Below are 19572 nucleotides of genomic sequence, written 5' to 3'. Positions count from 1 at the left end.
CCCAGACACGCTGCAAGTACGTCCATGCACGCTTGTTTCCGGCCATCCTTGGCCTTCAACAGTCTGGGGACAAGGCATCAGCGCCGACACCCCGACTTCTTGTTGGCTTCTTTAGCTTTCTAGCGCTTCTTTCTGCAGTACAAATAACTTCTCAATGCCCTGCTTGGCCAATGCCAGCATGCTGTTCAGCTCTTCCTGAACAAATGGTGCAGCTTCCGCAGTTCCCTGTATTTCGATGAAACCGCCCTGGTCGGTCATGATCACGTTCATGTCCGTTTCGGCTTCGGAGTCTTCCGGGTAGTCCAGATCAACCACCGGTGTTCCTTTGTATATGCCAACGGACACTGCCGCAATCATTTGCTTCAGCGGTGACCGCTTCAGGCGTTTTGTTTCAACCAAATGGTTAAGCGCGTCGACCAGAGCGACACAGCCTCCGGTGATGGCCGCTGTGCGGGTGCCGCCGTCGGCTTGTATTACGTCGCAGTCGATGGTGATGGTGTGCTCACCTAAAGCTTCCATGTCTACGGCGGCGCGCAGTGAGCGGCCAATCAGGCGCTGGATTTCAACGGTGCGGCCGCCTTGCTTGCCGCGGGCGGCTTCGCGGCCCATGCGGCTGCCGGTTGAGCGCGGAAGCATGCCGTATTCAGCGGTGATCCAGCCTTTACCTTCACCACGCAGGAAGGGTGGCACTTTGTTTTCTACAGAGGCAGTGCAGATGACCTTGGTGTCTCCGAACTCTACCAGCACGGAACCCTCAGCGTGGCGGGTGTAGTTTCGGGTAAGGCGGATCTCTCTGGGTTGCTCGGGTGTTCTGCCGCTTGGACGCATAGTGTTTCCTGATATCTGAGGTAAGTGTCCGGGAGGCTGTCCCGGTCGGATTCGTATTTGAAGGGCGCGGAGTATAACACGTTGGGTTCAGAGATCGGGGTGCCGGGAAGGGCTCTTGTGGTTGTTTGAAAGGAGTTCGCCGCAGGTGATCCTGGCCTGTTAGACTCAGGTTATTCCATAATCGATTGTGATCAACTACAAGGCCGGAGCTGCCATGATCAGAAGTATGACTGCATTTGCCCGGAAGGATGTTCAGGACGGTCAGGGAACGCTGACCTGCGAGGTTCGTACCGTCAATCATCGTTACCTGGAGCCGTCTTTCAGGTTACCGGAGGCGCTCCGCGAGCTTGAAAACCCGTTCCGGGAGGAGCTGCGAAAGCAGTTGAAGCGAGGCAAGGTGGACGTATCAATTCGCCTGCAATCCTCTGATACGGACGCGCCAGGTTTTGAAATTAACGAGGATATAGCCAAGGCGGTCAACGACGCCGCGAATCACGTTAATCGAATGCTGGATAACCCTGCGCACATCAATGCCCTGGATATTCTGCGCTGGCCCGGAGTGTTGTCGGTGCCTGAGCAGGATTTCAGCTCTGTTCGGGAAGCCGCCAAAGAGCTATTCAGAAAAACGGTTGAGGAGCTGGCGGTTGTCCGGGAGCGTGAAGGTGACCGTTTGCGGCCTTTGTTTGAAAGTCGCCTGACGCAAATGAAGGCCCTGGTAGCTGGGGTTCGCGACGGTATGCCCGGGCTTCTGAAAGCGCAGGAGGCGCATTTGCGAGAACGTTTCCAGAAGGCCAAAGTCGACCTTGATCCCGAGCGTATGGCCCAGGAAATGGTCATGCTGGCGCAGAAAAGCGATGTGGCGGAGGAGCTGGATCGGTTGGATGCTCATATCAGTGAGGTTGCCGACACTCTCAAGCGCGATGAAGCGATTGGTCGTCGGCTGGATTTTCTGATGCAGGAGCTGAACAGGGAGGCAAATACCCTGAGCAGCAAGAGCATTGATGCCGGTGTAACCCGCGCAGCCGTGGATTTAAAAGTACTGATCGAGCAAGTCCGGGAGCAGGTACAGAACGTTGAGTGATCCGGTTTTAGGTGTCCAGCCTGTTCAGCGGTTCTGGCAGCTCGAGTTTCACGTGCTGGCGGCTCAGGGGGCAGTCAAACTCAAGGCTCGCAGCCAACAGTTGTAAGGGCACCTTTGCGGGTTTGCCATACAGGCGGTCACCGACAATGGGATGGCCTATGCTCTCGAGGTGCTTGCGGATTTGGTGCTTGCGGCCGGTTTCGATGATGACTTGCAGAAGGCTGGTTGGGCCGGTCTCATTTGTTTCCATGGTAGTAACCCGGCTCATAGCGACTTTACCGTCGATGGGCGTATCGATGAGCTGATCCCGGGTGTCAATAATCCCCGTTACTCTGGCCAGGTATTGTTTGGTCATGGTACGCCCGGAAAAGCACTGGGAGAGGGCTCCAGCTGCCTTTGAATCGTGGGCGATGAGCATCAGCCCGGCTGCATCGGCGTCCAGCCTGTGAATCAGATAGCACGGCCGTTTGAGCTCGAGCTCTGTCGATCGCAACAGGCTGCAGTGATCTCCCCATTGGGAGCCTTGCGCGAGCATACCGTGGGGTTTGAACCATACGCTGTAGCGGCTCTTGTCCGCTATCAGGGTTGCGGCTTCAGGTTTCCGGTCGAGTACGTTCTCGTCGTAGTAAAGCTGCAACCGGGTGCCTGCCTTGACCTCTTTGGTGGCGCGCCTAAGCCTTACCTGTTTTCCTTTAAGCGTCCACCAACATGCGCCCTTGTTCATCGCATCCTTGATGCGCTGGCGCGGAAGCCCTGATTTCCGGCTCAGAGCTTCAATTGCGGTTTCGGGGTGCTCGGTTGTGACGTCGAATTTTCTGCGCATTACTGGCCAGTATCTCGGGGTTTGATGGCGAGCAGATCGGTTCTCAGATGGGTGAGTACCTTCTCTGCGGTATTGCCAATGACTCTGGCCCTCAGGCCGGTTTTACCGCTGGTGCCAATAACCACCATATCGGCTTTAAGTTTGCTGGCAGTACTGGGAATTACCTTGTGCGCGGGGCCAACAGCCATGTGAATCTGATCCCTGCTCAGGTGCCAGGTGTTGCAAAGGTGTGTGATGGCGGGTTCCAGCGCTGCTCTGCGCTTCTGTTCGTGCTCGCGCAGGTTGATGATCTCAAGGTCTGCCAGCAACTCGGATATATGCAGGGCATGAACAAGATGGAGTTCCGTTCCGAGCGCTTTGGCCAGCGCCCCGGCTTGTTCGATTATCTCAGTATTGAGAGCTTTTTTGACGGGTTTTGTGGAGCTCAGATCCACCGCAGCCAGGATCGGGTGTGCATGGTTCCACTTCTGTTCAGCAACAAGCATTACCGGTACCGGGCACTCCCTTATCAAGTGCCAGTCGGTTGGTGTGTACAACAAGGTTTCTGAACGACTTCCGGTTTTGATCACGGCTTTGAAGCGGTTGGGGTGGCAGTGTTCGATAATCCACAGGTGTATGTTCTTTTCCCAAACTGTGTGCGTGGTAACTTGCAGGTCGCTGCAATCGGAAAGGGCCAGCATTTGATCCAGCCAGCGCTGGCGCAGGCCTATAAGGGCTTCTTGGGCGCGCTGCTGAACAGTCGGGTCCGACGGCAGGGCGTCAAGGTGTTCGTGAGTGAAGGCCACGATTTCCAGGTGAGCCCCGGTGGCGCGTGCCAATTCGATTCCCCGAGCCAGAGCCTTCTGGTGCTTGTGGGCCGGGTCCATGACAATCAGAAGTTTATCCATGCTGCCTTTCCGTAATTTGGTTTTGCCTGGGTTCGATGCTGCGGTTTTTCCTGCCGCTCACCTAATGTTATCAGTTGTCGAGGCGTCCGGGATGCGGTGTTTGGTCAAAGGCCGTATAATTACCGGTTTTGCAGGCCCTCATTAATGGCGGCCAGATCCAGTTCAGGAGTTGTCGAGTCATGAGTCAGGTCGGTGAAACGGGTACTTTGTTCGTCATTTCTGCGCCATCGGGCGCTGGCAAAACCAGTCTCGTAGCAGAAATGTTGCATGCCGACCAAAAGCTTGGAGTATCTGTCTCCCATACAACTCGCCCCATGCGCGAAGGCGAGAAAGACGGTATTAACTATCACTTCGTCAACCGTGACCAGTTTGAGGCGATGATTGCACGCGGTGATTTCCTTGAGCATGCAGATGTTTTTGGTAACTACTATGGCACGTCTCAGGTTTGGGTCCGTCAGATGCTTGCCCAGGGGAGTGATGTCATTCTGGAGATCGACTGGCAGGGCGCGGGGCAGGTACGACGCCTCGTGCCTGAGTGCGTCAGCATTTTCATTGTTCCGCCTTCGTCTGAAGTTTTGCGGGATCGTCTCGTGGGCCGTGGTACTGATGCTTCCGAGGTCGTTGAGCTCCGTCTCCAGGAAGCGCGTGAAGAGTGCCGCCACGTGGCTGAGTTTGATTACCTGGTCGTGAACGATGAATTTCACCATGCGTTGGGTGACTTGCTGGCGATCGTTCGCAGCCAGCGCCTGAAGATCGTGGCCCAGCAGGAACGACACGGGCATCTGCTCTCGACGCTTTCAGAGCTACCCGAAAGGAAAGCCTGATACGGGCTTTTGCTGTATACAAATTGTGCCGCTGGCAGTAAACTACGCGGTCTGCTAAATCAGTCATTTTTATTTTGTCGGGGAAGTTATGGCACGAGTTACCGTTGAAGATTGTCTGGAACACGTTGATAACCGCTTCCAGCTGGTCATGCTGGCTACCAAGCGTTCCCGTCAGCTTGCCACCAAAGGTGCCGAGCCGATGGTTGCAGAAGAAAACGACAAGCCCACGGTAATCGCATTGCGCGAAATTGCTGGCGGTCTGGTCAGTCGTGATCTGCTGACCGAAATCGAAGAAGATTGAGGTTGCACGGGCATATTTGGCCCGGCAACAAAGGAAAGCATTGAAATCTGTCTCCGCAGTTTTATAGTGTAGCTATAGATGGTTGCTGGAAGGACAGAAGGAAGACCCGGATGCATGCATTCGGGTTTTTTTGTCTCTGGGCCGGCAATGTTTGGAGTCGGAAGGTTATGGAGGTGTGGTGTCGCTAAATGCTACGGTAGAAGGACTGGCAACTGAGCTAAGTACCTATCTGGATACCAATCGCATTAATCAGGTGCGAAGGGCTTACTATTACGCCGAGCAGGCCCACGAAGGCCAGATGCGCAAAAGCGGTGACCGTTATATAACACACCCCCTTGCTGTCGCTCATATTCTTGCCGGCCTGAAGCTCGACCATCAAAGCCTGATGGCAGCGATGCTCCACGATGTTATAGAAGATACCGGTATTCCCAAAGATGCTCTGGCAGAGCAGTTTGGCGATGATGTGGCAGAACTGGTAGATGGCGTCAGTAAGCTGACCCAGATAGAGTTTCGCAGCCGGGCAGAAGCCCAGGCAGAGAACTTTCAGAAAATGACCCTGGCGATGGCCAGGGACATCCGGGTTATCCTGGTGAAGCTCGCCGATCGCTTGCACAACATGCGCACGCTGGGTCCCATGCCCTACGAAAAGCGTCAGCGTATTGCCACAGAAACCCTCGATATATATGCCCCGATCGCTAACCGCCTTGGTATGCATGCGATCTCCACTGAGCTGGAGGACTTGGGGTTTTCATCTCTGCATCCCATGCGCTCTCGCTATATATCCAAGGCTGTAGACAAGCTTCGTGGAAGTCACCGCGAGATCATTGAGGAAATTCGAGGCCGGTTGCAGGAAAAGCTTGAAGAAAGAGGCCTTCCGGGGCGCATTCTCGGGCGTGAGAAGCATCTGAACAGCATCTATAACAAGATGAAGCTCAAGCAGAAATCCTTCTATGAAATCATGGACGTTTACGCCTTCCGCATCATTACGGATAACGAAGACGACTGCTATCGGGTTCTGGGGGCGGTTCACAGTCTGTATAAACCAATGCCTGGCCGGTTCAAAGACTACATCGCGATGCCAAAGGCCAACGGCTACCAGTCACTGCACACGACCCTGTTTGGCATGCATGTGAATATCGAAGTCCAGATCCGTACCGAGGAAATGGAGCATATCGCCAACGACGGAATCGCTGCGCACTGGATGTATAAAAACGAGCCGACCAGCGTAACCAGTGTGAACCAGGCGAGGGTAGACCGTTGGGTTAAGGGTTTGATGGAAATGCGTGAGCGCGCAGATGACTCCCTTGAGTTTATCGAGCACGTGAAGGTGGATCTTTTCCCGGATGAAATCTATGTATTTACTCCAAAGGGTAAAATCATGGAGTTGCCAAGAGGCGCAACGCCTGTGGATTTCGCGTATTCAATTCATACGGACATAGGCAATGCGACGGTGGCCTGTCGGATAAACCGGAATCTGGGCTCTCTCAGCAGGCCCCTGCAGAGTGGCCAGACTGTCGAGGTTATTACAGCGCCGGGTGCCCGCCCGAATCCTGCATGGCTCAGTTTCGTGGTAACTGGCAAAGCGCGCAGCAGCATCCGTCACACCCTTAACAGTCAAAAGCAGGCCGAGTCGCTTGATCTGGGTCGCGCTTTGCTGAAAAAGTCTCTCAAAGGTTTTGGTGTTCGTTTGGCCGACATTGACGATACCCAGAAACAAGCGGTTGTTAACCATAACCAGGTTAACAGTTTTGATGACCTGGTCAGTGAGATTGGTTTGGGCAACCGTATGGCCTACCTGGTTGCGCGTCAGCTTGTCAGTGGCGCTGAAAGTACTGAGCCCGGGGACTCGCAAACCGACATCAAGAGTGGTGAAGCTGCGCCTGTAACCATACGCGGGACGGAAGGCATGCTGGTTCACTTTGCCACTTGCTGCAAGCCGATCCCCGGGGATCCTGTTGTCGGGGTGATGGATTCCGGAAGTGGTATGGTGATTCATTCCGATACCTGCTCTCGCCTGCCGGAAGATAATGAAGGTCGGTCCCGCCTGACCAATCTTACCTGGGCCAAGGACATTACCGATGAATTCTCTGTAGAGCTGCGCGTTGAGCTTGAGCGCCAGCGAGGGGTGATTGCGGAAGTCGCCAACGCGGTAGCGATGGCCGATGGTAATATTGAGCGCATTAATGTGGACGAGCAGAATGCTCGCTTCGGTGTGGTTAGCCTGGTCGTCAAGGTTCAAGGCCGTAAGCATCTGGCCCGTGTCATGCGCAGGGTTCGTAACATCAGGGCCGTTACCTCGATCAACCGTGTGAAATACTGAGCCGCAGCGCCTTGTGGTAGTTGACAGCTCCGGCACCGAAGGGCGACGATTAGCGTTTTAGACGAGAGGAAGTTGAACGGTATGACCAATAAATCCGTAATCCAGACTGAAAATGCCCCTAAGGCAATTGGTCCCTATTCTCAGGCCGTAAAGGCAGGTGACACGGTTTACATCTCTGGTCAGATTCCGCTGGATCCTGAAACCATGGAAGTGGTTGCCGGGGATTTTTCAGCCAAAACCCGCCAGGTTTTCGAAAACCTTAAAGCGGTGTGTGAAGCAGCTGGTGGAGAGCTTAAGGATATCGTCAAGGCGAATATCTATGTCACCGACCTGGCCAACTTCGCCACGGTGAATGAAATTATGGCTACATACTTTCCTGAGCCTTATCCGGCCCGCGCGGCCGTTGAGGTTTCAGCGTTGCCCAAGGGTGTTCCAGTAGAAGTGGAAGCTGTGATGGTGCTTAGCTGATACCGGACGGATTTCTCAGGCAGGAACAAAGGCGGCTCAGGCCGTCTTTGTTCGTTTCAGTGCCTGGCTTTCATCGATCATTGCGCGATACCCAGCCCGATAATCCGGGTATCGAAAGGTAAATCCCGTTTGCAGAAGCCGGTGGTTATTGCAGCGCTTGCTGCCCGCCCGGCCACCTTTTCGGGCATCGGCAACAGGCTCAGCGCAAGGAACCTGTTGCCGAACCCAATCAACTACGTCATCAAGACGAACCGGTTCGCAATCACTGGCCACATAGCATGTATCCAGAGGCTTATCTGCAAACGCCAGCCCGTTGAGGTAAGAAACAGCTGCAGCAGCATCTTCCTCGTGAATACGGTTGCTGAACGGTGCAGGCTTTACCGGATTCATGCGGCCTTCAATAACCTCCTCCAGGAAGCGTCTTCTTGACGGCCCATAAATTCCACTGAAACGGATAATGGTGGCGGGATGACCGCTCTCCAGTGCCGTTTGTTCACCTGCCAGTATTTGTTGACCCGTAAGGCGGGCGGGTGAGGCCGCGCTGGTTTCATCAACCCAGCTGTCATCATCCTGGGCATAAACGCTTGTGCTGCTGATAAAAAAGAGCCGCTTGAGTTTCCGGTCGCCTAATGCCGCAAGCAAATTAGAGAGGCCGTTAACATAGGCATCTCTATAACCCTGCTCGTCGTAACTGGAAGGGGTCAGGCAGTAGATCACGCTATCCAGGTTCTCCGGAAGCTTGCCAGTCAAGGACTCCGGCCAAGTCAAATCGGCGCCAATAGCATTTATGCCTTCTGGAACCTTATCCGGATTGCGGCGGAGTCCATAGACCTGTGCCGAGCCTTTCAGACTGCTGGCGATGGCGCCTCCGAGCTTGCCACAACCAGCAATGAGAATTCCTGGCATGCTATTACGTTCAGTGATTGCCATAGACAATATCAATCCTTATCCTTTAGACGATAAATCAGTGAAACTTTGACCCGTATCCATTTGACCGGAGATCACCATGACTCTTACGGAGTTACGATACGTCGTTACGCTTGCACGGGAAAGGCATTTTGGCCGGGCCGCTGAGCGCTGTCACGTCAGCCAACCAACACTCAGTGTTGCGGTCAAAAAGCTGGAAGACGAGCTGGGTATCTCGTTATTCGAGCGCAGCAAAAGCAGTATCCGCGTAACAGAAACGGGTCAGCGTATTGTGGAGCAGGCCCAGCGTGTTCTGGATCAGGTAGGCGTGATCCGGGATATGGCTCAGGATGGCAAAAGTCAGCTGAATTCGCCGTTGAAGGTCGGGGCAATCTATACGATCGGCCCCTATCTTTTTCCGCACCTTTTGCCGGAGCTGCGCCGTGCGGCACCAGAAATGCCGCTGTATATTGAAGAAAATTATACTGCCAACCTGCGGCAGAAACTGCGCCAGTCCGAGCTGGACGCTATTATTATCGCCTTGCCATTTGAAGAGTCAGAAGTCCTCACCTTGCCGCTCTACGATGAGCCATTTGTTGTGCTTCTGCCTGCAGATCACCCCTTGGCGCAAAAGGAACAGATTACTGGCGATGAACTCGCCCATGAACAGCTGCTCCTGCTTGGCCCCGGGCATTGCTTTCGGGATCAAGTGCTGGAATCTTGCCCGCCCCTGGTTGAAGCGGTTACGCGGCGTGCCGATCTTGGCTCACCATCACTTGTAACTGAGGGCAGCTCTCTGGAAACCATTCGCCATATGGTTGCCTCTGGTTTGGGAATTACGGTACTGCCGCTTTCTGCCGCTACCGGCATGCAGTATCAAAAGGACGTACTTGTAACCCGGCCCTTTGCCCCGCCTGTGCCATCCCGCACGGTGGCTCTGGCCTGGAGGGTAACCTTCCCGCGGCCCAAAGCTATCGATGTGCTCTCGCTTGCGGCCGGCCAGTGCCGGGTGATTGAGAAAGCGAAAGTGGACACTCCGGTTGCAGTCGCAACGGACTGACCTCAACCATGGCCGCATTGGACGATATACCGGTTACAGAGCTTAAGGGCGTAGGAAGCGCCCTTGCTGAGAAGCTTGCGCGGCTGGGCATCGCCTCGCTGCAGGATTTGCTGTTCCATCTTCCCCATCGTTACGAAGACCGTACCCGAATCATACCCATGGGTAGTTTGAGAGTCGGCGATGTAGCCGTTGTAGAGGGCGAGGTGATGAAGGCGGACCTGGTAATGGGGCGTCGCCGCAGCCTACAGGTTACGCTGAAAGATGACAGCGGCTTTCTGGTCATGCGGTTTTTCCATTTTAACGCAGCCCAGAAAAACCAGCTTGCGGAAGGCGCCCGTGTTCGCTGTTTCGGCGAGGTCCGCCCCGGTCGCGCCGGCTATGAGTTCTATCACCCCGAATACCAGACCAACCCACCACCCATGCCCCCAGAGGCCCAGGCGACTCTCACGCCGGTTTACCCGCTGACAGAAGGGATACAGCAACCCAGGGTGAGAGGCCTGTGTCAGCAGGCTCTAGGGTATCTTCAGCGTCATCCGATTCGTGACTGGTTGCCTGCTGAGCTTCTGGCTGGCTATCAACTCCCTGGAATCAGTGATGCTGTCCAGTTGGTACATTCACCGCCAGCCAATGCTCCGGTTCACCTGTTGATGGAAGGGCGCCACCCGGCACAGCAGCGGCTGGTTATGGAAGAGCTGCTTGCCCACCAGCTGAGCATGCTGCAGGTTCGCGCACAGATCCTGGCGCGCCAGGCTCTGCCGCTGCTGCCAGTCGGGAACCTGGCTGAGCGCTTTCTTGATGAGTTGCCGTTTTCGCTGACGGGCGCCCAGAAACACGTTATGAGCGATATTCGGCAGGATCTCAGCCAGCCACTGCCCATGCTTCGGCTCGTTCAGGGCGATGTGGGTTCCGGGAAAACCGTGGTAGCTGCGCTCGCAGCCATTCAGACCATCGGGGCAGGCGCACAGGTGGCTCTTATGGCGCCAACAGAAATACTCGCCGAGCAGCATTATCAAAATTTCTGCGGGTGGCTTGAGCCACTAGGCATCCAGCTGGCCTGGCTTTCCGGCAAGGTCAAAGGTAAAGCCCGGAAAGACGCTCTGGAAGCTGTACATTCTGGTGCTGCCAGCGTGGTGATTGGCACTCATGCACTGTTTCAGGATGACGTGTTGTTTCATCGTTTGGCGTTGGTTATCGTGGATGAGCAGCACCGGTTTGGTGTGCACCAACGCCTGGCTCTGCGAGAGAAGGGTGTAGGCGGAACCCTTGCGCCGCATCAGTTGATCATGACGGCGACGCCTATTCCGCGCACTCTTGCCATGAGCGCCTATGCGGATCTTGATACCTCGGTGATAGACGAGCTACCGCCAGGCCGCAAACCGATTGAGACCATTGTAATCCCGGACAGCCGTCGAGACGATGTTATTGAACGCGTACGCAGCGCTTGCACAGAAGGTCGCCAGGCTTATTGGGTATGTACACTGATTGAGGAATCCGAAGCCTTGCAGTGCCAGGCGGCAGAAGTGACGGCTCGGGAGTTGGAAGATCGGTTGCCGGGGCTGAAGATCGGGTTGGTGCACGGGCGACTGAAATCGTCAGAAAAAGCAGCCGTAATGGCGCGGTTCAAGCAAGGCGAACTGGACCTTCTGGTTGCTACAACCGTAATAGAAGTGGGCGTGGATGTACCCAATGCGTCATTGATCATTATCGAAAACCCCGAGCGCCTGGGCTTGGCCCAGCTTCATCAGTTACGGGGGCGGGTTGGCCGCGGCGAACAGGCCAGCTTCTGCGTGCTCATGTACCATCCTCCTTTGTCTGCCAACGGCAAAGCTCGATTGCAGGCCTTGCGTGACAGTCAGGATGGATTTGTTATTGCTGAAAAAGACCTGGAAATACGAGGGCCTGGTGAAGTCCTGGGCACCCGGCAAACTGGCATGATGCAGTTCCGGCTGGCAGACTTTGAGCGAGATAAGGGCTGGATTGAACCGGTGCGTGAAATGGCACCCGAACTGATGCAATACCCACAGCTGGTGCAGGCTCTGATCAGGCGTTGGCTGGGTGAAAAAACACGTTATGGCGATGTATGAACCGATTCGGCGCGCATGGACAGCCTTTAGTGCAACTGCACTAACTGGCTCTATGTCAACGTTTAGCCTGACGCCATGGCTTATACTGAAGACCTTTCGGCAGAATTGAAGGCCGGATGGCAAGCAGCGACACTTCGGGAGAAGACGATGGAACTACCTGTCACGGTTCAGCAAGCTCTGGGCGATGCAGCCAAGGGTGTATCGCTGAGGGACGCACGTCAGGCTAACAGGCACGAGCTGTTGCGAATGGTGTTGCTCGAAGATGGGCCAGAGAACCTTCAGGCTATTTGCTGCAAAGAGGATCTGATTGACCTGGAGCGTTTGAACAAACAGCTGGAGCAGGAATTTCGCCTTATGAAGCCCCGGGAGCAGGTTCGCGCGAAAGAGCGAGCCGGGCTCAGGGAGCTTCCAGCACTGCCTTCACTAACAGGCTGGCCGACCATAGTCGATCGCCGGGTCGATGACTTGCCCTCAGTAGCGTTGGAGCTGGGCGAACAGAATCTCGCCATGGTAATGCCTGCTGAAGATTTTCGTGCGCTGACGTCGAATGCTGATCGCCGGCCTTTTACAGTGGCCTCGGAAAATATTGCGGTAAACCTGGATGACCCGGCCAGTGATCGCAGTCAGCTGACTTTTGCGATAAAGAAATTCACCAGCCTGCGTATTCAGCAGCGACTGGAGGATACGCTGGAGCTTCCGCCGCTTCCGGAAACCGCCCAGCGCATTATTCACTTGCGGGTGAATCCGAATGCTGTGATGGGCGATCTCGTGGATATTGTTGAGAGTGACCCCAGCCTGGCTGCGCAGGTAGTCAGCTGGGCATCCTCTTCTTTTTATGCGGCTGCCGGGCAGGTTCGATCGGTTCACGATGCGGTATCCCGAGTGCTCGGGTTTGATATGGTCATGAACCTGGCTATGGGGCTGTCCCTCGGGCGCACGCTCAAGCCGCCTCAGGATCATCCGGATGGCTATGTGGATTATTGGCAGCAAGCAATCTGGCAGGCCCAGTCGGCAGGTGTTCTGGCGAGCATGATGCCTCGAGGCGAGAGGCCTGTATTCGGGTTGGCCTACCTTGCTGGCTTGCTGCATAACTTTGGCTATCTTTTGCTGGCTCAGGTTTTTCCTCCCCACTTCAAGCTGGTATGCCGTTCCCTGGAAGTGAACTCGACCATTGATTCTTCGGTAACCGAGCATTATCTGCTGGGTATCACCCGCGAGCAGATTGCCGCGCAGCTTATGGAGAACTGGAGTATGCCGGAAGAGGTCACTCTGGCGCTCCGGTATCAAAAACACCGTGGTTACAAAGGCGATCACTGGGTTTATGCCAGGCTTTTATGGTTGGGTAGGCAACTATTAACGGAGAGAGGCATAGCTCTGGGCGCCAGCGAAAGCATTGGCGAGGAGGTTTTTGAAGAGCTCGGGCTGGATCGCAAGCAGGTAGAAGAGCAATTTGATGAATTGGTAGCTGGTAAAGACGATATTATGGCAATGGCCGGCATGATGGGTCAGTAACAAAAAAGCCGGCCCCTGGAATAAGGCCGGCGAGGTTTTCGCTCATAGCAGAGTCGTCCGAACGTTTCAGGAGAAACAACGCGGGGCGGTAAATTGATGCAGAAGAAAAGTACCGTCCTGTTTTCAATTTAGACAACGCCTGCAAAAAGAAAAGGTGTTTGAGGTGGAAAATTGAACCTGAGCGCCTTGTCACTTTCTCTGCTATGAGCAAGCTGTTGATATTGAATTAGTAAAAATAGCCTCTGCAATTCTTTCCGTTACAAAAAAACACAAACCTTGGTGCTGATTAGAACGAGTGATTTCGAATGGCGGTCGCAGCACGGCGTATTTCATCGGCGTGGCGCTTTTCTACCTCGAATCTTTCCTTATCCATTTTCTCGACAAAACGTGCTTCCGTATCCTGGCGCGCCTGGTGGGTGGGCATATGCCGAAGTTGGTCATACACCTCTATAAAGACCCGAAAGGGCGGTTTTTCCATAAGCTGGGGCGCAACATGGTCGAGGAGGCCTTTGATGCGCAGGCAAGCCTCCGAATATTCGACCTGATCCTCTTCTATTGCCATTGCGATAACGCGAATGCTGTCGATCATTTCCTGACGCCGCTTTGTCTGAAAAGCCTCTGCCTTTTGCTGGCGTTTACGGCTCTCAGACAATACAAGCATTTGCCGTCGGATAAAGCCCAACAACACAATGATGACGATAGCACCGGCAATAATCAGGCCCCACTTCAGCCACTCAGGCATTCTGTTCTCCCTGTTTTAGTCAGGCCGATTTACGTTGCTGTTTCGGCTGCCAGACTTTGACAGTTACTGGCTGACCATTCAATACGGAAGTGCCCGCAACCGGATCGGTATGATCATCACTTAATACATCGTTGATGCTTGCTCCAGGGTGTCGGGACGCGGTGGATTGCTTGGTGCCCTCGCGGTTATGTCCCCAACCATGGGGGATAGAAACCACACCCTGCATCATGTCTTCTGTAATCTCTACAGGTAAGACGATCTGCTGGCCAGCAGTGCTGATTTCCGCCTGGCCGCCTTCGTGAAGGCCCAGTCTACTTGCATCTTGCGGGTGCACCAGCAACGTACAGCGCTCCTTGCCTTTCACTAGCCTCTGGCTATTGTGCATCCAAGAGTTGTTGCTACGCACATGGCGCCTTCCTACGAGGAGCAATTCACCTGATGGCTGTGGCGCTGAAAGCTGCTGATGGAGGCGTTCTACGTCTTCGAGGTAACGGCGTGGAGCCAGATTTATTTTACCGTCCCGTGTGAATAGGCGATTTGGCAGGGCTGGCCTGAGAGCGCCCAAATCAATCCCGCTGGGATGTTCCTTGAGGCGTTTGAGAGACAGGCCTTTGGGCAGTTCCTGCCATTGCGGATTGAGTGAACTTAGCTGAGAGAGACTTCGCAACGCGTGTTTTTTGGGCAACAGCCCCTGCAGCAGACTCATGGCCGGCTCCAATATCCCACGAACGCGACCCGTATCCGTGCCATAGGGGCCAGTTCGCAGAAGCAGGTCAACAATGGGGTCAGGGCCTAGCTGCTTGAATGCCCGCCAGCCCAACTCGGAACGTACAGGAAGCTTTCCACCTTTGCGTAACTTCTCCAGCTTGTGGGCCAGTTCAAGAAGGATCTGCCAGTCGTGCCGGCTGTCGGGTCCGGCATCAAACAGCGCTTCGCTGTATTTGGCCAGGTTACGCACTGCGAGCATATTGAAAATGATATCGTAATGGCTGCGCTCAAGAGCGGCGGTCGGGGGCAGAATGATGTCCGCGTGGCGTGTGGTTTCGTTGATGTAATAATCTACCGACACCATAAAATCCAGGCCGCTCAGCGCCTCGTCCAGCCGGCGCCCATTGGGACTGGAGAGCACCGGGTTTCCGGCGACAGTCACAAAGGCACGAACCTGCCCCTCGCCTGGGGTGAGTATTTCATCTGCCATGGTGCTGGCAGGGTATTCACCGGCAAATTCTGGAAGCCCTTTAACGCGGCTGTGACGCTTGCCGAAATGGCCTCGCTGGCCAGACATGGCGCCCAGAGCGATCAGATCAATTGCCGGCTGCGTGAACATGACACCGCCGATGGAGTCCAGCTTCCCGGTCAGAATATTCAGGCAGTAGGCCAGCCAGGTAGCTGTGCTGCCAAATGTCTGTGTACTCGTACCCATTCGGGTATAGAGAGCAGCCTTGGGAGTGCTTGCCAACTGGTGCGCGAGATTACGTATGGTCTCGGCGGGAATACCTGTACGCTCAGCCGCAGTTTCAGGAGTGAAGGGCAGGGATGCCAGCCGTAAAAGGTCGATGTCTTTTATAAGGTGCTCAGCAGGTCCCGGGTGGATCAGCCCGTCGGTAAACAGAGTGTTCACCATGGCCATCAGCAGGAAGGCGTCGGTACCGGGTCGAACGAAATAAAATTCCTCTGCTTGTCGGGCCGTTTCCGTGCGTCGTGGATCCACAACAATCATTTTGCCACCACGCTGCTTCAGCGCTTTCAGGCGGCCACGGAAGTCCGGAACGCTCATCAGGCTGCCATTGGATGCCATCGGGTTCCCGCCAATACAGATAAACAGGTCAGTGTTATCTATGTCAGGTATGGGGAACAGAACCTGGTGACCGAACATCTCCAGGCTTGCAAGCATGTGTGGCAGCTGGTCATTAGACGTTGCTGAAAACCGGTTCTGGGTGCCGATGGCACGTAGAAAGGGCATGGTGGCGATTAGCGAGCCGTGGTTGTGTACATTCGGGTTGCCGAGGTACACGCCGATACTGTTGCGACCATGGGTTGTGCGCGTGCTATGGAGTTTTTCGGCGACCCGGCTGAAAGCCTCATCCCATTCCATTTCCTGCCATCCGGTGGAGGTTTTGCGAACCGGCTTGCGCAAACGCTCTGGGTCCTCTTGGAGATCTTGCAGAGCGACGGCCTTGGGGCAAATGTGTCCGTGGCTCAGCGGGTCCTTGTCATCTCCGCGAATGGATGCAATGCGGCCTCCTTTCACTTCAATGGCAACGCCGCACATGGCTTCGCACAGATGACAGGTGCGGTAATGGGTGCCGTTATCCATGAAGATCTCTCCTGATATTTTTTGTTGTGACAGGTTGGGTTTCATTGTGCAACCAGATTAGCAGGAAAACGCTGGTGTAGGGAAACGTTGGGGTAGGAAACGGTCAGTCGTTGTTTCCGCTATAAAAGAGGCCAGTCCGGAGACTGGCCTGATAAACGTTGCAGCGGGTTCATTCCTCTGCGGGGAGGTCCTTTACGGGATTGGTTATGAAATTAAGGTAGGTGCCTCCAACCGGTATCTGCAGGGGTAGATTTATAGTTATCAGGCCTGCATTGGGTATCCCCAGGGTATTTGCGCTCACGTTGATATCGACCAGGTTGATATTGCGTTGCTCTATCTGCATGCGGCCATCATCGAAGAATGTGATATCGCCCTCGAGGTCAAAAATAAATTCCCGAGCGTAAAGGTCATGGGTGCCACCCAGGGGGATTTCCATATCTGGCGCATCCAGCATCAACTCAACTTGTGTTTTGAACACCGGCTGTCCGTTATCGCCCTCAATAATGGCTCCGGGTATAAGCTGGTTTCGTGGGCAGCCGGCATCACCCGCACAGCTTGGGTCTTGGGTGTAGCGCATACGAATGATTTGCGTATTGGTGATGGATTCTTCCATAAGTGGGATAAAGCCAAGAACCTTGAGTTCTACGAACACACTGACCGACGTTGTTGCGAGCATGGTGGGGTAGAGATCCACCAGTATGCCCTTCTCTCCAGTTGGCTTGTATATGCCCGGGCCCTTTACTTCCGTGTTCAGTGCATATGTTTGATAGATAAACTTGTTTCTAGGGCAACGCTCCCCCGTTTCACAACCTACGCGGGCCTCCGCCTTTCCGGAAACCAGTCCAGGTGTGGCAGAGGCCTGGTTGTTTTTGACGCTCAGTTTCGTTGTGTTGGCGGAGGGCGACCAGCCATCTTCATCGCTGCCTTCATGGGCGAAAGGTTCGATGCAGCTGGTATCATCGTTCGAGCTGCAATCAATGCGGAAGTTGGCATTGGTGTCGCGAATAGGCAGATTTCGTAGCGGGGTAAATACCGATTCCTGCCCTGCCACGCCTTTAAAGTAGATGGACATTGAGTTGTCACCGCTACCACCACCATTCAGCCCCTCAAGCAGATCTGTTTTCAGGGGTAGCATGTTCGCGCCACAGATCGATGTCGGATTTTCCTGGGCGCAATTGGGTGCCGCTCGGTTAACTTTCATGGTGTAACGATAGAACGCATCGCGCTCCCAGGGCTGGTCTGGAAAGAAACGGATACGCTGGTTATTTTTCTCCAGACGACCGGCTACCGTCTCAATCGGGGTTTTGTCGGCAGCGACTTTCTCAACAACGAAGGTTTCCTCAGGCCGAATTGAGGCCAGCTTCATCGGCTGAGAGAAAATGACAACAATAGGGCGATTTTCAGGCATTTCCGGCACAGGAAGCACGTCGCCCTCCTGTCCACCGGAGGTGGCGTCCCAGCACTGGCCGTGTACCCCTGCGGCAAGATCAATGGCGTCATAGGTCGTTTCGCAAGGAAATCCCGGATAAGTTGTCAGTGCGAGAGGCGGGGCCTGGGTTACGGAGGGTGCGGCAGTATCTGTCGGGTCAAGTTCAAAGCTCAAATCCTCTACCATTGCAGTATTTCCGGCAAGGTCGGCCACACCTCGAGCCGATACCAGATAGGAAACACCCTGCTTCAAACCGCCCTCAGGGTTGAGTATGAGGGTTGTGCCATCAAGCCTGGCATGAAGGTCTTTCTCATGCTGCCCGTTTGCATACAGGCTGACGCCATTCCTGATGGATGCAGGGTCCAGAGGCTCATCAAAGAACAGGATCACCGGGTCGCCGGGGCGGTGCATGGACTGCCTGGTGGCGGGAATTGCGTCAGCGGCACCTGGCGTCCAGCTCAGCAGTTTCGGCGAGGTGTTGTCCAGTTCGCGATCCAACTCTGCATCCAGAGCAGACTCTGCATCTGTGGCGGCCTTAAGGTGAAAGGCAATGGTTGAGTCTGTGAATTCCTGCCCAAGCAAATTAGGTTCCACCATGCCAATGGCATCGATAGTGAGTACGCCGTCCTTCACGATCGCGATGCCCCGCAGCTCCACGCCCATCAGATCCTGGGATAGAGAGGCGTTTGGTTGGGCCTCCGCGGTGTTCATGGATACATCCATGAACAATGTGATTTGCCGGGGAGCGTTGATGTCATCGGTATAGAGGTTCGGGCTCAGGTAACCGGATGCATCAGAAGTCATCGTTACTTTGATGTCACCTGTTTTCTGTAAGGGACCAACAGGTTCGCCAGGGTTTACCGCTTCTGTGACCGGCACAACACCACCAACCAGAACATCCAGGCTGGTACTGCGAAGAATGCTGCCCTTGGCTATACGCAGAGGGAGTGCTTCTGTTGCTTCAAATGAGGGTGCGAATGCCAGCTCTGCAAATAAGTCACCGGTTTGCTGGGAAGGGCCGGCGATACCCTGAAGCACCGAATTCAGTGTGACTCCATTGATGATCTGGTTGTTCAGAATGGACCTTGTTACATCTCCTTCAGCTTCGCCGGCAGCCAGACCCGAATCCGTTGCGCTTTGCTTCAAGACGACTGTCGGGCCGGTGTCTCGGGGGGTAAAGCTGAAGCTCCGGGTTAGCCGATTACCCTCGCCGGAGTCTGTCAGACTCGCCAGGTTGGTTAATTTGAGCGTATAGGTTTCACCACTGTTAAGGACGTCTCGTTTGCCGCCACACTGCTGCAGATCCGGTGTGACGCAAGGGTCGACCGTAATGCGATTGCCTTTGACCAGAATGGTGGCAGGCACAGGCTGTTCATTCTGGTCCAGCATTTCAATCGAGCCGCCGAGCCCTTTCCAGTCCGGATGTACTGGCTGGGTCATGGCGAGGCGGAACGTGGAAAAGTTTAGCGCTTGAAAGCTCTTATCGGTTTGGTCATCGCTCGCCGGTACCTTCCAGGCAACGCCAAAGCGATCAGAGGTGTTCGCCAGGCCCGCAGACCCTGAGAGGCTGCCCCGGGTCTGGAACTGAACGCCCCGATCGCCGAGACCCTCCGGCGTTTCGATCAAACGTCCACCCTCAGCAAGAAGTGGCTCGTTAAAAGTGACGGAGTAGTTTGCAGCTCTGTTCAGGGAGTTGTTAACGGAGAGCTTCAGACTCCTGCCTTCATCGACTTTTTCAACATCGAACACTGCAGAGGCACCAGCTGAATTTACTTCAATTTTGCTGGAAAGATCGGTGATATCTTCAGTTATGGCGTGTGAAAACCTGATAACAATATCTGCTTCAGGGCTGACATCAGACTGCCCATCTGCGGGGTATGAGTAAATGACTGAGCCAGGTGTAACTTTCTGGTTCGTTGTCTGTTCATCTCCGCCACAGGCTGCGAGTAGCAGGGCGGGAATCAATGCCAGGATCTTGTTGTACTTCATG

General features: G+C 54.7%; 15 protein-coding genes. 8 read left to right on the top strand and 7 right to left on the bottom strand.

Annotation, left to right across the window (positions count from 1 at the left end):
• Positions 1 to 111: 111 nt before the first annotated feature.
• Complete coding sequence (gene rph, locus Q4606_RS09715; protein ID WP_303597641.1) at positions 112 to 828, bottom strand: ribonuclease PH; 717 nt, start codon at positions 826 to 828, stop codon at positions 112 to 114.
• A gap of 214 nt (positions 829 to 1042) precedes the next feature.
• Between rph and Q4606_RS09710 the strand changes: the two genes are divergently transcribed.
• Complete coding sequence (locus Q4606_RS09710) at positions 1043 to 1909, top strand: YicC/YloC family endoribonuclease (RefSeq protein WP_303607397.1); 867 nt, start codon at positions 1043 to 1045, stop codon at positions 1907 to 1909.
• 7 nt (positions 1910 to 1916) lie between these two features.
• Here Q4606_RS09710 and Q4606_RS09705 read toward each other — a convergent pair whose 3' ends face one another.
• Together Q4606_RS09705 and Q4606_RS09700 are read right to left on the bottom strand one after the other, a co-directional pair.
• Positions 1917 to 2732 carry an RluA family pseudouridine synthase gene (locus tag Q4606_RS09705; RefSeq protein ID WP_303607396.1) on the bottom strand — a complete coding sequence of 272 codons (816 nt, stop codon included), beginning with the start codon at positions 2730 to 2732 and terminating at the stop codon, positions 1917 to 1919.
• Entirely contained in the window at positions 2732 to 3619 is an 888-nt protein-coding gene (locus Q4606_RS09700; RefSeq protein ID WP_303607395.1) for a universal stress protein, read from the bottom strand. Before Q4606_RS09700 ends, Q4606_RS09705 begins: the two co-directional genes overlap by 1 nt.
• A gap of 179 nt (positions 3620 to 3798) precedes the next feature.
• Between Q4606_RS09700 and gmk the strand changes: the two genes are divergently transcribed.
• The 4 genes from gmk to Q4606_RS09680 all read left to right on the top strand — a co-directional run bounded on the left by gmk (position 3799) and on the right by Q4606_RS09680 (position 7532).
• Positions 3799 to 4443, top strand: coding sequence for a guanylate kinase (gmk, locus tag Q4606_RS09695; protein ID WP_303607394.1), 645 nt, complete (start codon positions 3799 to 3801; stop codon positions 4441 to 4443).
• An 88-nt stretch (positions 4444 to 4531) separates the two neighbouring features.
• Entirely contained in the window at positions 4532 to 4744 is a 213-nt protein-coding gene (gene rpoZ / locus Q4606_RS09690; protein ID WP_303597646.1) for a DNA-directed RNA polymerase subunit omega, read from the top strand.
• A gap of 178 nt (positions 4745 to 4922) precedes the next feature.
• A complete protein-coding gene (locus Q4606_RS09685; protein WP_303597647.1) occupies positions 4923 to 7064 on the top strand; it encodes a bifunctional (p)ppGpp synthetase/guanosine-3',5'-bis(diphosphate) 3'-pyrophosphohydrolase in 2142 nt (713 codons plus the stop codon).
• A gap of 81 nt (positions 7065 to 7145) precedes the next feature.
• A complete protein-coding gene (locus tag Q4606_RS09680) occupies positions 7146 to 7532 on the top strand; it encodes a RidA family protein (RefSeq protein WP_303597648.1) in 387 nt (128 codons plus the stop codon).
• A gap of 36 nt (positions 7533 to 7568) precedes the next feature.
• Here Q4606_RS09680 and Q4606_RS09675 read toward each other — a convergent pair whose 3' ends face one another.
• Positions 7569 to 8462, bottom strand: a complete 894-nt coding sequence (locus tag Q4606_RS09675; RefSeq protein ID WP_303607393.1) for an NAD-dependent epimerase/dehydratase family protein — start codon at positions 8460 to 8462, stop codon at positions 7569 to 7571.
• Positions 8463 to 8538: 76 nt separating this feature from the next.
• On the opposite strand from Q4606_RS09675, the gene Q4606_RS09670 reads away from it, so the two are divergent.
• The 3 genes from Q4606_RS09670 to Q4606_RS09660 all read left to right on the top strand — a co-directional run bounded on the left by Q4606_RS09670 (position 8539) and on the right by Q4606_RS09660 (position 13094).
• A complete protein-coding gene (locus tag Q4606_RS09670; protein ID WP_303597650.1) occupies positions 8539 to 9498 on the top strand; it encodes a hydrogen peroxide-inducible genes activator in 960 nt (319 codons plus the stop codon).
• Between the two features lie 8 nt (positions 9499 to 9506).
• A complete protein-coding gene (recG, locus tag Q4606_RS09665) occupies positions 9507 to 11582 on the top strand; it encodes an ATP-dependent DNA helicase RecG (RefSeq protein WP_303607392.1) in 2076 nt (691 codons plus the stop codon).
• Between the two features lie 147 nt (positions 11583 to 11729).
• Positions 11730 to 13094: an aminoacyl-tRNA deacylase and HDOD domain-containing protein gene (locus tag Q4606_RS09660; protein WP_303607391.1), complete on the top strand. Its 1365-nt coding sequence runs from the start codon at positions 11730 to 11732 to the stop codon at positions 13092 to 13094.
• A gap of 286 nt (positions 13095 to 13380) precedes the next feature.
• Here the strand turns inward: Q4606_RS09660 and Q4606_RS09655 are convergent, their stop codons facing one another.
• From Q4606_RS09655 to Q4606_RS09645, 3 genes are all read right to left on the bottom strand, one after another.
• Positions 13381 to 13836: a DUF2489 domain-containing protein gene (locus tag Q4606_RS09655; RefSeq protein WP_303597653.1), complete on the bottom strand. Its 456-nt coding sequence runs from the start codon at positions 13834 to 13836 to the stop codon at positions 13381 to 13383.
• A gap of 19 nt (positions 13837 to 13855) precedes the next feature.
• On the bottom strand, positions 13856 to 16153 hold the full coding sequence (locus Q4606_RS09650; protein ID WP_303607390.1) for a molybdopterin oxidoreductase family protein: 2298 nt from the start codon (positions 16151 to 16153) through the stop codon (positions 13856 to 13858).
• 169 nt (positions 16154 to 16322) lie between these two features.
• Positions 16323 to 19571, bottom strand: a complete 3249-nt coding sequence (locus Q4606_RS09645) for an Ig-like domain-containing protein (RefSeq protein WP_303607389.1) — start codon at positions 19569 to 19571, stop codon at positions 16323 to 16325.
• Position 19572 lies beyond the last annotated feature (1 nt).

This window comes from Marinobacter sp. 1_MG-2023 (assembly GCF_030549045.1).
Classification (GTDB): domain Bacteria; phylum Pseudomonadota; class Gammaproteobacteria; order Pseudomonadales; family Oleiphilaceae; genus Marinobacter.
The sequence above is the reverse complement of the archived record's forward strand: the minus strand, read 5'-3'. Positions and strand labels throughout refer to the sequence as shown.

Coding starts and splice junctions, on each gene's coding strand:
- rph (WP_303597641.1), bottom strand. CDS start 828: ATGCGTCCAAGCGGCAGAACACCCGAGCAACCCAGAGAGATCCGCCTT.
- Q4606_RS09710 (WP_303607397.1), top strand. CDS start 1,043: ATGATCAGAAGTATGACTGCATTTGCCCGGAAGGATGTTCAGGACGGT.
- Q4606_RS09705 (WP_303607396.1), bottom strand. CDS start 2,732: ATGCGCAGAAAATTCGACGTCACAACCGAGCACCCCGAAACCGCAATT.
- Q4606_RS09700 (WP_303607395.1), bottom strand. CDS start 3,619: ATGGATAAACTTCTGATTGTCATGGACCCGGCCCACAAGCACCAGAAG.
- gmk (WP_303607394.1), top strand. CDS start 3,799: ATGAGTCAGGTCGGTGAAACGGGTACTTTGTTCGTCATTTCTGCGCCA.
- rpoZ (WP_303597646.1), top strand. CDS start 4,532: ATGGCACGAGTTACCGTTGAAGATTGTCTGGAACACGTTGATAACCGC.
- Q4606_RS09680 (WP_303597648.1), top strand. CDS start 7,146: ATGACCAATAAATCCGTAATCCAGACTGAAAATGCCCCTAAGGCAATT.
- Q4606_RS09675 (WP_303607393.1), bottom strand. CDS start 8,462: ATGGCAATCACTGAACGTAATAGCATGCCAGGAATTCTCATTGCTGGT.
- Q4606_RS09670 (WP_303597650.1), top strand. CDS start 8,539: ATGACTCTTACGGAGTTACGATACGTCGTTACGCTTGCACGGGAAAGG.
- recG (WP_303607392.1), top strand. CDS start 9,507: ATGGCCGCATTGGACGATATACCGGTTACAGAGCTTAAGGGCGTAGGA.
- Q4606_RS09660 (WP_303607391.1), top strand. CDS start 11,730: ATGGAACTACCTGTCACGGTTCAGCAAGCTCTGGGCGATGCAGCCAAG.
- Q4606_RS09655 (WP_303597653.1), bottom strand. CDS start 13,836: ATGCCTGAGTGGCTGAAGTGGGGCCTGATTATTGCCGGTGCTATCGTC.
- Q4606_RS09650 (WP_303607390.1), bottom strand. CDS start 16,153: ATGGATAACGGCACCCATTACCGCACCTGTCATCTGTGCGAAGCCATG.
- Q4606_RS09645 (WP_303607389.1), bottom strand. CDS start 19,571: ATGAAGTACAACAAGATCCTGGCATTGATTCCCGCCCTGCTACTCGCA.